15 protein-coding genes are annotated in these 16,425 nt (G+C 34.6%); 6 read left to right on the top strand and 9 right to left on the bottom strand.

What is annotated here, in order from left to right:
* Positions 1-33 precede the first annotated feature (33 nt).
* The 3 genes from BXU10_RS18530 to BXU10_RS18540 all read right to left on the bottom strand — a co-directional run bounded on the left by BXU10_RS18530 (position 34) and on the right by BXU10_RS18540 (position 5,504).
* A complete protein-coding gene (locus BXU10_RS18530) occupies positions 34-690 on the bottom strand; it encodes a hypothetical protein (protein ID WP_123922054.1) in 657 nt (218 codons plus the stop codon).
* Complete coding sequence (locus tag BXU10_RS18535) at positions 687-1,175, bottom strand: hypothetical protein (protein WP_078229034.1); 489 nt, start codon at positions 1,173-1,175, stop codon at positions 687-689. Before BXU10_RS18535 ends, BXU10_RS18530 begins: the two co-directional genes overlap by 4 nt.
* A 282-nt stretch (positions 1,176-1,457) precedes the next feature.
* Positions 1,458-5,504 carry a T9SS type B sorting domain-containing protein gene (locus BXU10_RS18540; protein ID WP_078229035.1) on the bottom strand — a complete coding sequence of 1,349 codons (4,047 nt, stop codon included), beginning with the start codon at positions 5,502-5,504 and terminating at the stop codon, positions 1,458-1,460.
* A gap of 170 nt (positions 5,505-5,674) precedes the next feature.
* Here BXU10_RS18540 and BXU10_RS18545 point away from each other — a divergent pair, with 170 nt between their 5' ends.
* On the top strand, positions 5,675-6,607 hold the full coding sequence (locus BXU10_RS18545) for a 1-phosphofructokinase family hexose kinase (RefSeq protein WP_078229036.1): 933 nt from the start codon (positions 5,675-5,677) through the stop codon (positions 6,605-6,607).
* Positions 6,608-6,810: 203 nt separating this feature from the next.
* Complete coding sequence (locus BXU10_RS18550) at positions 6,811-7,290, top strand: DinB family protein (protein ID WP_078229037.1); 480 nt, start codon at positions 6,811-6,813, stop codon at positions 7,288-7,290.
* Between the two features lie 53 nt (positions 7,291-7,343).
* On the opposite strand, the gene BXU10_RS18555 is transcribed toward BXU10_RS18550, so the two are convergent.
* The gene (locus tag BXU10_RS18555) at positions 7,344-8,300 is read right to left on the bottom strand and encodes a YafY family protein (RefSeq protein ID WP_078229038.1); all 957 of its coding nucleotides are present in this window, start codon (positions 8,298-8,300) and stop codon (positions 7,344-7,346) included.
* A 109-nt stretch (positions 8,301-8,409) separates the two neighbouring features.
* On the opposite strand from BXU10_RS18555, the gene BXU10_RS25340 reads away from it, so the two are divergent.
* Genes BXU10_RS25340 through BXU10_RS18570 form a run of 4 tightly spaced genes read left to right on the top strand, consistent with a single transcriptional unit; the run spans position 8,410 to position 10,735 of the window.
* Positions 8,410-8,868 (top strand): hypothetical protein, encoded by a 459-nt coding sequence (locus BXU10_RS25340; protein ID WP_223255509.1) that lies wholly within the window; start codon positions 8,410-8,412, stop codon positions 8,866-8,868.
* Positions 8,799-9,152, top strand: a complete 354-nt coding sequence (locus BXU10_RS25345) for a prolipoprotein diacylglyceryl transferase family protein (RefSeq protein ID WP_223255513.1) — start codon at positions 8,799-8,801, stop codon at positions 9,150-9,152. The genes BXU10_RS25340 and BXU10_RS25345 overlap by 70 nt, the downstream gene beginning before the upstream one ends.
* Positions 9,142-10,533: a radical SAM protein gene (locus tag BXU10_RS18565; protein ID WP_078229039.1), complete on the top strand. Its 1,392-nt coding sequence runs from the start codon at positions 9,142-9,144 to the stop codon at positions 10,531-10,533. Before BXU10_RS25345 ends, BXU10_RS18565 begins: the two co-directional genes overlap by 11 nt.
* Before the next feature lies 1 nt (position 10,534).
* Positions 10,535-10,735 carry a hypothetical protein gene (locus BXU10_RS18570; RefSeq protein WP_078229040.1) on the top strand — a complete coding sequence of 67 codons (201 nt, stop codon included), beginning with the start codon at positions 10,535-10,537 and terminating at the stop codon, positions 10,733-10,735.
* 61 nt (positions 10,736-10,796) lie between these two features.
* Here the strand turns inward: BXU10_RS18570 and BXU10_RS25640 are convergent, their stop codons facing one another.
* The 5 genes from BXU10_RS25640 to BXU10_RS18590 all read right to left on the bottom strand — a co-directional run bounded on the left by BXU10_RS25640 (position 10,797) and on the right by BXU10_RS18590 (position 15,944).
* Positions 10,797-10,931 carry a hypothetical protein gene (locus BXU10_RS25640; protein ID WP_255406176.1) on the bottom strand — a complete coding sequence of 45 codons (135 nt, stop codon included), beginning with the start codon at positions 10,929-10,931 and terminating at the stop codon, positions 10,797-10,799.
* 26 nt (positions 10,932-10,957) lie between these two features.
* Positions 10,958-12,412, bottom strand: a complete 1,455-nt coding sequence (locus BXU10_RS18575) for a hypothetical protein (protein WP_031455037.1) — start codon at positions 12,410-12,412, stop codon at positions 10,958-10,960.
* Positions 12,413-12,508: 96 nt separating this feature from the next.
* Complete coding sequence (lepA, locus tag BXU10_RS18580; RefSeq protein WP_078229041.1) at positions 12,509-14,305, bottom strand: translation elongation factor 4; 1,797 nt, start codon at positions 14,303-14,305, stop codon at positions 12,509-12,511.
* 162 nt (positions 14,306-14,467) lie between these two features.
* Positions 14,468-15,205 (bottom strand): NUDIX domain-containing protein, encoded by a 738-nt coding sequence (locus tag BXU10_RS18585; RefSeq protein ID WP_078229042.1) that lies wholly within the window; start codon positions 15,203-15,205, stop codon positions 14,468-14,470.
* A 22-nt stretch (positions 15,206-15,227) separates the two neighbouring features.
* Positions 15,228-15,944 (bottom strand): NUDIX domain-containing protein, encoded by a 717-nt coding sequence (locus BXU10_RS18590; protein ID WP_078229043.1) that lies wholly within the window; start codon positions 15,942-15,944, stop codon positions 15,228-15,230.
* Between the last annotated feature and the right edge of the window lie 481 nt (positions 15,945-16,425).

Consider the following 16,425-nt stretch of genomic DNA (forward strand, 5'->3'; position numbering starts at 1 on the left):
CAACTTCCCGTTACCGAAATCTCGCGATTGCGGTTACCAGCTGTTTATTCGTTTTTTTTCTAATGTTTTAAAGAAATCAATGTATTCCTCTGATGGTACAAATGTTACTTCTTGAACAGTTGGAATGTTATACTCTTTTTTTGCTTTTTCACAATAATTGAAACCAAGATCACTAATGAAATGCAAAGCGGTATTAAAATTTGAGGAATTTGCTGTTTTAAAAATTACTTCCCCATTATCTAGTTTACCAAAGTTGTAAAATATTCCCGCAAGAAAGGATAATTTTTGATAGTTATAAATAAATTTATGCTCATCCAAAATAAGTTTGTGTACTTTGTAGGATTGCTGTGTCTTTTCATTATAATAATCCATTCCCTCGTCTAAATATTTCAAATAAAAATTATTGATTTGAGTTGCAATTTTTTCATTGAAGAATGAATTTTGCTTTTCTGTAATTTCTGATTTAGAAATTTTATAAACTTTACAAATCGAGTCTGAAAACATTCTGCTTAGTTCTGGTTTTGTACTTCCAATGTAACTTGCAGAGTCTTTGCTTTCAAAAGCTACAGTTCGCCCATTATAATCGTCCATTAAGCCTAATATAAAACTGTTTGTGTCAAATCTAAAATTAATCTGGCAATTTGCTTTTTCAAAGAGAATGAATGTCGCTATTAGAATGATTTTCTTCATAAAAATCGTATAAAGTAAAATAGGAGTAATGAGATTGTAAAAATCAATGTAATCGAATAAGAAATTATAAAAGCTCTAAAATGAAATTTTCCATCGGCTTCTTTTTGAAAACCAATTTTTAAATTGGACATATCGAAATTTGTGCTGTCGATATAGTAAGTTGCTTCTCTTAATGGTTTTACTGATCCGATGTAGTTATAGCTTTTATCATAAATTCTCATTGTCAAAGTTGGTCCTACTATGATGTCGTTTTCCACAGTTTTAAGAAATATTGTGTCATTTTGATAGTGAACATTATAAATGCCGGGTTTTTTATTATTTACAGTAAATATCGAGTAGCGTTCTGCTTCAAGAAATATTTTTGATTTTTTATATAAATCAAGTTCTACAATAGGCTCTTCATAAATGAACGTTATGAGTATCGAAAACAATAACGAAATCAAGGTTGCTGAGAGCAATATTTTTGAAGCAATATTTTTTTTCATTTAGGATTATGTCGTAATGTACAGTTTGAAATTGCAACTAATCGTATAACGCTGCTACAAAATAGCATTAACTGTTGATATAGGATGTATACACGAAGTTTTTACTTTTTCCAAATATAAAAAAATAATAATCTCAAACTTACAAAAATGTTCTTGTGTCCGCGTGAAGGATGGGAGCAGGTTACCGAAGTAACGCGGACAGCCTGACAGCATCTCGGTAAGAGGGCGAATAACCGTAAAGTAGTTTAGCCCTTTTGCCGGGATGGTGACACGCCCAAATGATTATCGTTTCATGCTAAAATGTGCCTTAAATACTTGTGTTGCCCCGTTTTTTGTGTAGGTTGCGTGAAACCAATAATCGGTGGTGGGAAGCGGGCTTCCGTTGTAATTTCCATCCCAACCCGGACCGGAAGGCTTGATCTGTATTAGTAATTTACCATAGCGATCGTAGATATTGATAACGGCATCTGGCTGAAAAGCAAGATCGGGGATATTCCACCTGTCATTAAAGCCGTCATTGTTTGGAGTGAAAAATTTGGGATATTTGAGCACATTAGCCGTTAAGGATAGATTTTGGCAATTTCCTTTGGTATCTCTTATTGTAACAATATGTTCTCCTGAATCAACATTGGAGAAGACATTACTGGTTTGAAAATCGCCACCATCCATTTGATATTCGTAGGTTCCAAAACCATTTGTGTTTACTATGATGTCTATATTTTCCTCAAAGTCATCCTCTACAGTTAATGAAGCAACCGCTGGGCTCGATTTGTCTACAATTATTGTTGCCGGTTTGTAACCACATTCATCAATTGTGGGTATTTTTTTGGTACTGACGACTGTGTAAGTTCCGTTTTTGGTTGCTGTATAATTGACTCCTGTACTTACTTTGTCTCCGTTCAGAAACCAGTCAATGGTGTAATCAGCAGAATTAAGTCCTGAACTCAATTGTACTGAATTGAGTGCTGTTCCTGTTTCGTAATCGACACAGATTATGGCATTTTTTAGTGTGAGATTTTTTAGTGGATAAATAGTAATATCAAAATCATCCTGTGCAGCACAATTGAAATTGGCAGGAGCCGAGGCATGGATGTACATTTTTTGGCTAAAGGTTATTTGTTCTCCCGCAAAATGAGGAGTTCCGGTTGCATTTGGGCCGCTATAATATTTTCCAACAGCTAAGGCAGGCAGTGTGTAGCTTTGACAAATGGCAACGTCTGCAGTACTGGCCAGTATAGGTGTAACAGAAATAGTAACTGTAAAACTTTTTTCGCTGGTACAAATCAATCGATTCCCTACAACAGCATATACATAAATAGTTTGTGAGGTTCGCAATATAGTCCCGCCCGGAATAACAGGGCCTTTTCCTCCGGGCTGTGAATAATAATTTCCTAAAGTTAAATTGGGGAGCGTATAGCTCTCGCAAACATTTATATTTTCGAAGTTTCCAACATCTATTCCGTTATAATTCACTTTAAAAAAAGTTTCATTACTGCAGTTTGCAAAATCAGCCCATTCATTATAGATATAAATAGTCTGGGTTGTGTTTATGAGTGTTCCTTCGGTAATTTGTATTCCCTGACCATGCGGGCCTCCGGTTGCCGTGTAGTATTTTCCGTTTTTCAATACAGGAAGTTTAAAAGCTGTACAGGTAACTACATCTGTAAAACTATCTACCAAAGGGCGTTTCCTGATTTCTACAATAAAACTATGTTCGTTGGTACACTCTGGTCCAACGGCATACACATAAATGGTCTGTGTTGTAGTGATGACCTCTCCGGCTTTTAATTGTTTTCCGCCGCCGTTGGTTTTGGTAAAATACTTTCCGTTTACTAAAGGAGGCAGGAAATAGCGCTCGCATTCCAATCTATTGGCAGGGGTACCTACCAAGGGCAGCGTTTTTATGGTAATTTCATATTTTAAGTTATCGGTACAATTAGGAGAAGTTGTGGTGACAGCATAATAGTAAACAGTCTGTGAAGCAGTAATGCTGGTTCCGGCAGTAATGTTTTGACCCTGTCCGGCCGGGGCAGTATAATAGCCCCCTACAGCAACAGGCGGTAAAATATAGTTTCCGCATTTTGAAATGGGAACAAAACCTGATACATTAATAATGTTAATTCTGAAAGAATGTTCATTGGTACATCTTCCATCATCTGCAAAAACATATAGCGTTCGATTGGTAGTGATATTGGCTCCTGCATTTAAACGGGTACCTAAGCCGCCAGATGAAGTATAATAATTTCCGTTTGTCAAAGGAGGAAGTGTGTAGGAATTGCAAGTCACTACATTAGCAGGCTTCTCTATTAGTGGTAATGGGTATACTACAAATGGCACAGCAATGTCACGACAAACTGCTCCGTTTATTGTGGCATAATAGTAAATAGTCTGATCTGTTATAAATATAGTCCCTGCCGCAATTGCCTTTCCTTTTCCACCAGCGGCAGTAAAAAAACCACCTGCAGGTACACGTGGAACTATATATTGTCCACAGGCTTCTTTTTTAAAAGTAATTTCATAAATCAGGACTACATTAAAGGAATTCTCATTGGTACAACTGTTTGTATTAGATTTATTAAAAATATAATAAACACCACTTTTGGTGATAATATCCCCGGCATTCAATTTGGTTCCTGTTCCGTTTGGTCCTGTATTGTATTCGCCAAATGTAATGGGGGGCAATGTGTAGCTGTAGCAGGCAACAACATTTGGAATATCATCTACTTGCGGGAGAGCGTAAATAATTATATTGAAATTTACTGTTGCATAACAAGTCGAACTTGAAATGTTTTCGACTCTTAACCAGATAGTTTGTGGTGATTGAGACAAGGAAGTGTTGAAAGCTTTTGGATTTGTTATGCTATTTGTCGCACTGTTTGCTTCTGTTTGGGTTTTGTAATATCTGATTTTATAGTCTAAAGGATTTAATCCATTAAGTATGGCGGTTTCCTGAAGAGTTAAATCAATACTTACTCCGGAATTATTATCACAAACACTCAGATCCGGTGGTTTTACAATGTTGATTGGAGCCGTCACAAGCAAATCAAATGCAAGTATAGTATTGCAATAGGTATTATTGTTGGAAACATGTACCACTTTTATGTATATCGTCTCATTACCGGCACTAGTGTAAGAAGTTAATTGATTATCAGGAATAGCCGGTCCGTTTGCATTGGCTGCTTGTAACGAATTGTAATAAAAAAGAGCATATTCTGCCGGATTCAGTTTCAATGCCGCCAAATTATTCTGAGTTAAGTTGTATTGATAAGCAGAGTTTCCGTTATAACATGTAGTTAGGTTTTTGGGAGCTGCAATGACTAAATTGCCAATACTAACTTCGTCTTTTATCACACAACCAGATAGTGTTGCTGTAACACCATAAGTTCCAGCTTTATTAAGTGTGAGAGAGCTGTTTGTTTCTCCGGGAATTACAGCTCCATCCAGAGTCCAGATATAATCGTAATTTCCCACAAGCCCCGACTGCAATGTAACATTTTCTCCCTCACAAATGATTCTGTCCGGTCCTAAATCCATTGTGGTTATAAAACTGCCTCCTTTTATAAAAACTGCCGAATCATAATTACTGTCGTTATAATCACCAATAGCCAGCTTTATACTATAAGTCCTGTTCGGGATTACGGTTGAAGAAGCTGTTAAAATTTTAGTTTCTCCTCTCATATTGATTGCTGAGCCTCCCGGATTGGTTACATTATAACGGTCAAATAAATTGGAATTGGCAGATAAGCAGGCAGAATTGTACTGCTGATCCCGAATATTTTTAACCGAAACAGGTGTTGTTGTTCCCGGAACTACGGCAAGATTTTTAGAAACCCCGGTCGTTAAATCCGTCAGAATAAAGGCAAAAACATCACTGAAACCACACTGAAATTCTCCATATTCATTGGAAGCAAAAAGAAAATCAAAACTAAAATTTCTCGACAAAGGCGTAAAATCAAACTGAAGATAACTCACATCAGTAATGGGTACAATTTGCCCGTTTTCATTACTTATATTCTGTAAATCATTGTCACTCGAGGTGTTTAACCGACTGCTTTCATTAATGCCGGTATAAGAACCTTCAGTATGTTTGGCAATACCATTCCGGATAATAATTCCGTGTGTAATTGGGAAATTAGGATTGGTATTGGTGAATTTTCCAATGCCCAGTCGTGATGAAAATTTAAAATTGCTTTCATTGGCACAGGCATTTTGCATTAACTCTTGTCGAACTAGTTCGGGTATGGCCAAAGTTGTAGTGTCAACTATGATTTCTTGTGATGAAGATATAGCCGAATAAAATAATAAAAGGAAAAATAGAGCAGATCTCATAATCCGGATTTTATTTGGGTACTTAAAGATACGAATGATTTTTATTTAATTCAATGGTTTTCAGTATTTTATGATTTAGTCTATTGTTTAAAGAAACGCGATTAGTAAAATTAATTTTTGTTAAATTGCATAAACAGTTTGATTTTAACCATTAATCCCAGTTTAGAAAAATGAAAACATTTGATATAATAACAGTAACAGTAAATCCTTCTGTAGATAAAAGCACACATTTTTCAGGATTGATTGCAGAACAAAAAATAAGATGTAAAGATCCATTGTTTGATGCCGGTGGTGGCGGAATAAATGTTTCTAAAGCTATTTCCCGTATGCACGGAAGCTCACTGGCAGTGTTTACAGCCGGTGGACCTGTTGGAGAAATGTTAAAGGATTTAGTAACCAAAGAAAAAATAGACTTTGAAGCCATTGAAACTAAAACCGCAACTCGAGAAAATTTCATCGCTGTTGATGATAATACCAATTCGCAATATCGTTTTGGATTTACAGGAGATATTTTAGCGGATTCAGAAGTTGAAAAGCTTTTGGAAACCATTTCGAATTTTAAACCAAAATACTTGGTAGCAAGCGGAAGTTTAAATGAAGGCCTATCATCCGATTTTTATCAGAAAGTAGCTGAAATTGCCAAAACATCCAATTCTAAATTAATCGTTGATACTTCGGGAGAGGCTTTAAAAAAAGTTTTAGAAACAGGTGCGTACCTGATCAAGCCCAATGTTGGAGAATTGGCCAAATTAGTTGGTGTAGAACGCTTAGAAATTGATGAGGTAAACGAAGCTGCTAAAAAAATTATAGCTGATCGAGGAGCTGAAATTGTTGTAGTTTCACTTGGGCCTCAAGGAGCCGTTTTGGTTACAAAAGACGAGTACGAATTTGTTCCGGCACCAAACGTTGCCAAAAAAAGTACCGTAGGAGCAGGTGATAGCATGGTGGGAGGAATGGTTTGGGCATTATCACAGAATAAAAGCCTGAAAGAAGTGATTCGATGGGGAGTAGCCTGCGGGTCAGCAGCGACTATGAACGAAGGAACTCAATTGTTTAAATTTGAAGATGCTAATCGTTTATTCGAATGGTTAAAAAACAAATAAAATTACAATATAGATTTTCTGTAGAGACACAGCAGTGTGTATAGCCTTAGGTGAATTGTCTGGTATTACTGGCTGTTAGATGCACAGCTGTGCATCTAACAGCAGGAAATAAAAATATATTTATTTTTTTATTTCCTGCTGACAAACTGTTGTCACCGACCCTCAATAATTTTGAAGTATCAACAAATTAAAACTTTAAAATCATGAAAACATTAGAAGCACAAGTAATCACTTCAGAAGATTTATTGAAACACTGGCAGGGGCACCGAGCATTAACGCGTCGTTTGATTGAACTTTTTCCGGAAAAAGATTTCTTCGAATTTTCAATTGGAGGAATGCGGCCTTTTGCAAAATTAGTCGATGAGCTTTTGGCAATTGCTGCTCCAGGGCTTAAAGCAATTGTAAACCGTGAAAGCCAGCCTTATAATGAAGCAGAAGAAAAATTGATTTTTAAAGCGCAATATCTTGAAAAATGGGACGAAGCGACAGCAGAAATCAATAAATACTGGGAACAATTAGCAGTCGAAGATTTCAGCGAAACTTTTAACCTTTTCGGGCAATATGAATTTCCGATTATTCAGAATATCTTATACTTTATAGATAATGAGGTCCACCATCGCGGTCAGGCTTATGTATATTTAAGAGCTTTAAATATTGAGCCGCCATTTTTTTGGGAAAGATAATTACTCATAAACAAAAAACTCCTAATGCAACTTAGTTTCTTTAGGAGTTTTTTCTATAAAAGCCTTTGTTTGTTGATTTCTAATAGTTCCAAAACTCTTGTTTTAAGACTTTCAGGCTCGAGAATTGTGGCGTAATCTCCAAACATCAAAAACCAACGAGAGAAACCATTATTGATATCACGACACATAAAAGTCATTTCGATTTGTCCGTCGACTTCTCTCTCAGAGATAAAGCCATGATATTTTCTTTCAGTAGATAAATAGCGCCCTATTTTTTTATCAATTAAGATTCGGACTTTTGTAGTCGGGCAGGTTTCTGTTTTAGTCAGATAGGTTTCCAGCGAATCATGTTCTATGGTAAAATCAGAATCAGTTTTTTTAATACACTGAATTCGGTCAGTTCTAAACTGTCGGTAATCTTTTCGTAAATGACAATATCCCAGAAAATACCAATTGTTATTGTCGTGAAATACACCTACAGGTTCTAAATTCCGTTGTGTAGTTTCGTCCTTGGCAAAAGTTTTGTACGTTAGCAGTATTTGCTTTTTCTCGGCAATTCCTTCAAAAAGAACGGCTAAAGTATTTGGGGAATTGTCGTTAAACAGCGGTTCGGCAGTTTGCATCATCACCCTCGATTCAATATTCGAAAGATAATCTTTATCGGTACTTCTCAAAACCGATTTCAATTTATACATCGCCGATGCATAGTGACTTCCCAAAGACGGATCGGTAAACTTCTGCATCAGTTTTTCGGCAGCGATGAAACTGCTCACTTCCTCGCGTGTAAACATCACCGGAGGTAATCGGTAACCTTCCATCAAAGCATAACCAACTCCGGCTTCACTGTAAATAGGAACTCCCGAAGCTTCAAGCGTTCTGATGTCCCGGTAAATGGTCCTCAGACTACATTCAAAACGATCCGCCAGTTCCTGCGCTTTTACAATTTTCTTAGATTGCAATTGAATCAGGATGGCGACAATTCGGTCAAATCGTTTTGGGGTTTCGTCCATTTTAAGCTTTTTTTCAAAGATAGTATTTATCGTAAAGAGTTAAAAACAATAAATTTTCGCATCTTTACAGAATTGTATTATTAAATCAAAATCCGAATAATAATTATAAATGAAGATTCCGTTTGAGCCCGTATGGTTTGGTTATGAAATTAATATTCATTTAGTTTTAGAATATTTAGCCTTTTTTATCGGGTATCGATACTATGCTTTTTTAAGAAAAAGAACTGCTGACAGGATCATCACAATCAATCGGTTATCTATTATTTTAGGAGCAGCTATCGGGGCTTTTCTGGGTTCCAGAATTATGGGTTTTTTAGAGAATCCTGTTTTTGTTTCAGATCTCAAATCCTTGCTTGATCTTTTCAACGTAAAAACGATTATGGGAGGTCTCTTTGGCGGACTTTTAGGCGTAGAAATCGCTAAAAAAATTATTGGTGAAAAAGAATCTTCCGGTGATTTGTTTACGTTTCCAATTATCCTGGGAATTTTTATCGGAGAATTGGATGCTTTTTATCCGGAACAAATGAATTCACATATGGAGAAGCTACTTCTTTTTTCCTGGGAATGAATCTTGGCGATAACCTAAAGCGGCATCCAATTGCTTTGTATGAATTGGTTTTTTTAGCTGTTCTGTTTTATTTCCTGAAGAAACTCCAAAGCAAAAATCTACCAAATGGCTTGTTATTTCAGTATTTTATGATTTCTTATTTTGCATTCCGATTTTTTATAGAATTTATAAAACCCAATCATTTTTTCGTGGCAGGAATAAGTTCCATCCAGATTTTATGTTTAATTTGTCTATTATATTATCACAAAACAATTTTAAATCTATTCGTAAAAAATGCCAGTTAGAAAGTATACTTATTATGATTTTACCTTAAGCCTTTGTCCCGAATGCTTAAAGCGTATTGATGCAAAAATTGTTTTTGAAGATGAGCATGTTTACATGCTCAAAAGATGTCCGGAACACGGAAGTTCAAAGGTATTAATTGCGGATGATATTCAATATTATAAAAATATCCGAAACTACAATAAGCCATCAGAGATGCCTTATACCTTTAATACCAAAACCCATTATGGCTGTCCGTATGATTGCGGTTTATGCCCGGATCACGAACAGCATTCCTGTCTGACTGTTGTTGAAGTTACAGACCGGTGTAATCTGACATGTCCGACTTGTTATGCGGGATCATCTCCTTCATACGGAAGACACAGAACGCTGGAAGAAATAAAAAGAATGCTGGATACGGTTGTTAAAAATGAAAAGGAACCTGATGTTGTGCAGATTAGCGGTGGCGAACCTACTATTCATCCTCAGTTTTTTGAGATTTTAGACTACGCAAAATCCCTTCCGATAAAGCATTTAATGTTGAATACCAATGGAATTAAAATTGCCAAAGACAAGGAATTTGCCAGACAGCTGAAAACCTATTCACCTGATTTTGAAATTTATCTTCAGTTTGACTCCTTCGAAGATCACGTGTTGCAGGAGTTACGCGGTGCCGATTTAAGCGAGATAAGAAAACAAGCGTTGGAGAATCTGAACGAAGTAAATTTGTCTACAACATTGGTGGTTACGCTTCAGAAAGGACTCAATGATAATGAAATTGGAAAAATAATTGAATTTGCGTTAAAACAAAAATGCATCAGAGGGGTTACTTTTCAGCCAACACAAATTGCCGGAAGACTGGAAAATTTTGACCCGGAAAAAGACAGGATGACATTAACCGAGGTCAGAAGGAAAATTTTGGAACAAACTTCCATTTTCAATTCAGATGATTTGCTACCCGTTCCTTGTAATCCTGATGCTTTGGTAATGGGATATGCCTTGAAATTGGGTGATGAGGTATTTCCGCTTACACGGTACATCAATCCAAATGACTTGTTAGACAATAGTAAAAACACCATCATTTACGAACAGGATGAAGTGCTTCGCGGAAAAATGATAGAATTATTCAGTACAGGAAATTCAGTAGAAGTCGCTGAAGAAAACCTGAAATCAATTCTCTGCTGCCTGCCCAATATTGATGCACCCAATTTGGGTTATGATAATTTGTTTCGCATCATCATTATGCAATTTATAGATGCCTATAATTTTGATGTAAGAGCTATAAAAAAATCATGTGTGCATATTGTCAATAAGGATAATAAAATAATTCCTTTTGAAACCATGAATTTGTTTTACAGAGACGATAAAATAGAAAGATTAGAACAACTTAGAACTAATATATAAAATGATGACAGCATTAGAAGTAGGGAATTTAGACGGATTGGTTGCATTTTTTGTTTCGATTATGCTGGGGCCACCTGTTTTATTTACAATCATTGGATTTGCGGTAAAAAGAAACAATCCAAGAACAGCAAAAGTGCTTTTTATTATGGGAGCGGTATACTTAATCGTAGGACTGGGAATTTGTGGAGGTCTTATTTCGTAAAAAAGGAAAACCCAATAGCTTGTAGGTTATTGGGTTAGTATTAATTACAAATCTGATTCAATTATAAATTTTTAGAAACTTCATCCCAGTCTAAAAGTCTTTCAGGGTTTATTTTGGCTTTTTCCATTCTGTCTAAAACAATTTCCTGATGCTCAATCGGGATTTCAGTACTAATGTTGAATTTTTTAGTTTCCATAATTATAAGGTTAATGAAAAAATGATTTACGCTTTAAATTTTCTGAAGGATTGGATCATTTCATAAATGCCGAAAGCAATTACAATTTTTCCAATTATAAAAATAAACCAACTTAATGGATTTGTTAGGTAAGTTCGATCATTTTCTAATGGGGTGTAAAAATCTGTAACTAAAAAGAATCTAAATGCACCGGAGATGAAGCGTTTCCAATTATTCCAGTCACATAATGTAATTTCATGATCATAATTTTCACAAATAAAGAAAAGAATGTAAATTATTGAACCAACTAGCAAAGTAAATTTCATTGCTCTTTTCCAGTCTGTTCCATATTCAGAAACAATATCACTGATATTTAAAATAAATAAATCTCTATTTAGTTGTTTTGGTTCTCTTGCTCTATGATTTAAATGATCTTTGTCTTTTTCAAATTCTTTTAATTTCTTTTTTATATCATCTCTGAAAGCGTTGAATTCATAAATTCTAAAGCGATTATAATCAATTTTATTTTCAGCTTTTTGCAATTGCAATTTAATGGTTCTAATAGTTCTTATATTGCATTTATATATTTGTTTAATTTGAATATCATCAAAATATACTTGCTTTTCAAAAATAGTTCTATCAATATCTACAATATCAAAATATGTTTCTTGTAAAGAAATGATATCAAAGAATTTTAAATTATTAAATGAGATTTTGTGGATTCTTGATTTATTGAAGCTTACTTGTTTTAAAAATTCACAGTCATCAAATTTCAATGTTGTTTTTATTTCATCACCAGTAGCTTCAAATTTTGCAATATTTAGAAATTTGCAATCAGAAAATTTTGTGTCAGAATTAAAAGTTGTTTTGAAAAAACTAGAATGATTGAACACACAATGATTAAATAATGCAGAATTTAAACTTGATGCGGTTTTGTTGCCAAAATATTCGAAATGACTTTTAAAATTACAGTGAGAAATAATGATGGAATTAAGAGTTGAACGAATAATTGAACAATTTTCTATAGAATCTAAATTTACAATTTTAAGATTTCCTTTTTCAAAATTTATATTTTCAATGTCAATAGAATTAATTTTACCTCCATTTATCTCAATTTCACCATTCTTTATGTTATTCGTTTTTACATTACGAATGTCATTAGTATTTTCCTTAAATGAAAGATAATTTATATTCGAATTTACAATAACTAAATATTTGCGTTGTATATCGCAGGAAATGAATGTTAGATCCTCAAATTCACAGGTGTCAAATTCTAACTCACAATTGAAAGTACAATCATAGAAATGAACATATAAATCTTCATGGGTGTAATTTTCAAAAATTAATTTTGAACAATTAAAAGTTTTATTTTTGAAAACCACAGATTGACCTCCTAAATCACCATTGTCAAAAACAATAATATCTCCAGAGAATGTAATTTCTGATTTGTCTTTTAGATCAGTATATTTTAATTTATTTAGGCTAATTCGATATTGATCCATTTAGTGTGATTTTTTGATTATAAATAAACAAAAAACCTGATAATTTTCATCATCAGGTTTTCTCTATATTCTTTTTTATTCTATTTTCTAAAAAAACTAGTCGTTAAGCTTCAAAACAGCCATAAACGCCTCTTGTGGAATCTCAACGTTTCCTACCTGGCGCATACGTTTTTTACCTTTTTTCTGTTTCTCCAAAAGTTTACGCTTACGCGAAATATCTCCACCGTAACATTTTGCGGTAACGTCTTTACGAAGTGCTTTAATCGTTTCACGAGCGATAATTTTTGCTCCAATTGCCGCCTGAATCGGAATGTCGAATTGTTGTCTTGGAATCAATTCACGCAGTTTTTCGGTCATTTTTTTACCGATGTTATATGCGTTGTCTTCGTGAATCAGAGCAGAAAGTGCATCAACTGTCTGAGCATTTAAAAGAACGTCAAGTTTTACCAATTTCGAAGTACGCATTCCAATTGGAGAATAGTCGAAAGAAGCATACCCTTTAGAAACTGTTTTCAAACGATCGTAAAAATCGAATACAATTTCGGCCAAAGGCATATCAAAATTCAATTCCACTCTTTCTGTTGTCAAGTACGTTTGATTGGTAATTTGGCCACGTTTTTCAATACAAAGACTCATTACGTTTCCAACAAAGTCAGCTTTTGTAATAATGGTTGCTTTAATATAAGGTTCTTCAACTCTGTCTAAACGTGAAGGTTCAGGCAAGTCAGAAGGATTGTTGACAACAAATGCAGTTTCAGGATCTTTTTTGGTGTAAGCCAAATACGAAACGTTAGGAACTGTAGTAATTACAGTCATATCGAACTCACGTTCAAGACGTTCCTGAATGATTTCCATGTGAAGCATTCCTAAGAATCCACAACGGAAACCAAATCCTAAAGCAGCAGAACTTTCAGGTGTAAAAACTAACGAAGCATCATTTAGTTGCAATTTCTCCATCGAAGAACGCAAATCTTCATAATCTTCTGTATCAACAGGATAAATTCCCGCAAATACCATTGGTTTTACGTCCTCGAAACCTGTAATCATATTGGTTGTTGGTGTCTTGGCATCTGTTAGAGTATCTCCCACTTTTACCTCTTTGGCTTCTTTAATTCCTGAAATCAAATATCCAACATCACCTGTAGAAATTACATTTTTCGGAACCTGATTTAGTTTTAAAGTTCCCACTTCATCGGCAAAATATTCATTGCCGGTAGCCATGAATTTAATTTTCTGCCCTTTTTTGATTTCACCATTCATCACTCTGAAGATTACCTCAATTCCACGAAATGGGTTGTAATGTGAATCAAAAATCAATGCCTGTAACGGTTCATCCACATTTCCTTTTGGAGCTGGTATTTTTTCGATAATAGCTGCAAGAATGTTCTCTACACCAAAACCTGTTTTTCCTGAAGCATGAATAATATCTTCTAATTTACATCCAAGTAAATCGATAATATCATCACTAACCTCTTCAGGATTAGCACTTGGTAAATCTACTTTATTTAAAACCGGAATAATTTCCAGGTCATTTTCTAAAGCCAAATATAAGTTTGAAATCGTTTGTGCCTGAATACTTTGTGCTGCATCCACAATCAAAAGTGCCCCTTCGCAGGCAGCAATCGAACGTGAAACTTCGTATGAAAAGTCAACGTGACCGGGAGTGTCAATTAAATTTAAAATATATTCTTCTCCTTTATAAGTGTATTCCATCTGAATGGCGTGACTTTTAATGGTGATTCCACGCTCACGTTCCAGATCCATGTTGTCAAGCAATTGTGCTTTTTCTTCACGTGCTGTAACGGTTTGTGTAGCGCCCAGTAATCGGTCTGCCAGTGTACTTTTACCGTGGTCAATGTGTGCAATAATGCAAAAGTTACGTATCTTCTTCATTTTAATATATCAATTCTCTAATTGAGTTTTAGTCTTTTTCGGGTATAAATTGCACTGCAGCAATTGCTTTAGCGCATAATATTAAGGCGCAAAGATAGCGCAAAGTTTTGGATTCTGGAATGTAGTTGTTGGATAGTTAGTTTTTGAAAACCAATTTCAGTCTTAAAATTCAAAATTGAACCCTTTTTCCGTCAGTTTTTTGTAGATTTCTGAATCAAATTTGTACAATTTAGCGGCTCTGTGGGACACGTCCTGCTGTTTTTCATCTAAGGCAACGAGCAGTTTCATATGCAGAATTTTTCTTCGGAAATTCGATTTATCCAGTTCAATTCCTAATATTTCTTCGTAGAGATGCATTAACTGCAATAAAGTGAACTTTTCAGGCAAAAGATTGAATCCGATGGGGGCCTGACGCACTCTGTTACGAAGTTGCATTAAGCTGAATTGTAAAATTTCCCTATGGTCAAAAATCAAATCCGGCAGTTCGTTAATTTTATGCCAGGTCGCTTCCATTAAGGTAAGGCCGGCTTTTACATTATAATCTTCGCGATTAACCAATGTGTAATAACCAATGGTCACAACTCTTCTTCCGGGTACACGATTGGGATCTGTAAATGCTTTTAACTGCTCCAGATAAATGTTGTCCAGACTGGTTAGTTCATACAAAATTCGTTGTGCTGCATAATCAGAACTTTCTTCTTTTTTGAGCCAGCCTCCAAGAAGCCCCCATTTTCCAATACTTTCTCCTTCGGCATGATGGGCTAGCAGCACTTCGATGTTTCCTTTGTTGAATCCAAATATGACACAGTCGATCGTAACTCCGTCGATGACCGGGTTTTGAATTGCAGGAGGTTCTCCGCTATACGTTTTGGAAGTTTTTTTAGAGTGTAAAAATGCCATTTGTTTGCTTTATAAGCTGATTTTAAAATTCAAAATTAAATCCTTTTTCAGTAAGTTTTGTATAAATCTCCGAATCAAATTTGTATAGTTTGGCTGCCCTGTGCGAAACATCCTGTTGTTTTTCATCCAATGCAACAAGTAATTTCATATGAAGAATTTTTCGTCTGAAATTTGATTTGTCCATTTCGATTCCTAATATTTCTTCATACAAATGCATCAATTGCAACAGTGTAAACTTTTCCGGCAAAAGATTAAATCCAATTGGCGCCTGACGAACTCTGTCCCGCAAATGTTTCAGACTATAAGTCAATATTTCATTGTGATCATAAATCAAGTCCGGAATTTCATTGATCTTATACCATTTGGCATCAGATGCCGTAAAACCAGCCTGAATATTGTAATCTTCTCTTTTAATTAAGGCATAGTAGCCAATTGTAATAACACGTCTCAGCGGAAATCGATCCGGATTTCCAAATGCTTTCAGTTGTTCGAGATAGATGTGATCTAATGCGGTCAGTTCATTTAACAGGCGGTGAGCAGCATTATCAGTGCTTTCTTTTTTATTAATCCATCCTCCCGGGAGTCCCCATCTTCCTTTGCTTATTCCTTCTGCGTGTTGAATTAGAAGTATTTCAAGGCTTCCCTTGTCAAAACCAAATATAACACAGTCAATAGTAATGGCATTCATCACTGAAGAATCATTTTTTACGATAATATCATCATCTAAATTATCAGCCATGCTTGTTAAAATTTTGACAAATTAAATAAATAAAAAGAATAGATGCTCTTAAAACTCAACATATTTTTAAAATGATTACAAAAAGATTAAAATTTTTAAACTTAATGATGTAAAAATGAATAAGTGGTTTTAAAATAGTAATAATATAATGTATTAAATGAATATTTATCAATAATTATTGCTTCTATTAAATTAAATAATGTGGTTATTCAATAAAAATAACTTCAAAATTATCTGAATAGTAAAAAAATGATGCTAATTTTTTGTTAATATAGAAAAATTGCGCTACACTTGTAGTCAAATTAACCATAAGATAAATTCTTTTTGACTATAAGTAAGCTGGTAACAAAAAACTATTAATTAAACCTCAAATTTTTTTTACAGGAAGTAATTCGGAAAGTCTCATGAAAACATCATTTAGATACCATATCAAAAAAAATTCTGCCTAAGAATTAATTGTTACAACATATTTAAATTAAGA

Origin of the sequence: Flavobacterium sp. LM4, from assembly GCF_002017935.1 — a bacterium.
GTDB lineage: Bacteria > Bacteroidota > Bacteroidia > Flavobacteriales > Flavobacteriaceae > Flavobacterium > Flavobacterium chungangense.

What these genes read in the sequence shown, in the direction of transcription:
- BXU10_RS18530 (WP_123922054.1), bottom strand. Translation starts at nt 690, where the DNA reads ATGAAGAAAATCATTCTAATAGCGACATTCATTCTCTTTGAAAAAGCA.
- BXU10_RS18535 (WP_078229034.1), bottom strand. Translation starts at nt 1,175, where the DNA reads ATGAAAAAAAATATTGCTTCAAAAATATTGCTCTCAGCAACCTTGATT.
- BXU10_RS18540 (WP_078229035.1), bottom strand. Translation starts at nt 5,504, where the DNA reads ATGAGATCTGCTCTATTTTTCCTTTTATTATTTTATTCGGCTATATCT.
- BXU10_RS18545 (WP_078229036.1), top strand. Translation starts at nt 5,675, where the DNA reads ATGAAAACATTTGATATAATAACAGTAACAGTAAATCCTTCTGTAGAT.
- BXU10_RS18550 (WP_078229037.1), top strand. Translation starts at nt 6,811, where the DNA reads ATGAAAACATTAGAAGCACAAGTAATCACTTCAGAAGATTTATTGAAA.
- BXU10_RS18555 (WP_078229038.1), bottom strand. Translation starts at nt 8,300, where the DNA reads ATGGACGAAACCCCAAAACGATTTGACCGAATTGTCGCCATCCTGATT.
- BXU10_RS25340 (WP_223255509.1), top strand. Translation starts at nt 8,410, where the DNA reads ATGAAGATTCCGTTTGAGCCCGTATGGTTTGGTTATGAAATTAATATT.
- BXU10_RS18565 (WP_078229039.1), top strand. Translation starts at nt 9,142, where the DNA reads ATGCCAGTTAGAAAGTATACTTATTATGATTTTACCTTAAGCCTTTGT.
- BXU10_RS18570 (WP_078229040.1), top strand. Translation starts at nt 10,535, where the DNA reads ATGATGACAGCATTAGAAGTAGGGAATTTAGACGGATTGGTTGCATTT.
- BXU10_RS25640 (WP_255406176.1), bottom strand. Translation starts at nt 10,931, where the DNA reads ATGGAAACTAAAAAATTCAACATTAGTACTGAAATCCCGATTGAGCAT.
- BXU10_RS18575 (WP_031455037.1), bottom strand. Translation starts at nt 12,412, where the DNA reads ATGGATCAATATCGAATTAGCCTAAATAAATTAAAATATACTGATCTA.
- lepA (WP_078229041.1), bottom strand. Translation starts at nt 14,305, where the DNA reads ATGAAGAAGATACGTAACTTTTGCATTATTGCACACATTGACCACGGT.
- BXU10_RS18585 (WP_078229042.1), bottom strand. Translation starts at nt 15,205, where the DNA reads ATGGCATTTTTACACTCTAAAAAAACTTCCAAAACGTATAGCGGAGAA.
- BXU10_RS18590 (WP_078229043.1), bottom strand. Translation starts at nt 15,944, where the DNA reads ATGGCTGATAATTTAGATGATGATATTATCGTAAAAAATGATTCTTCA.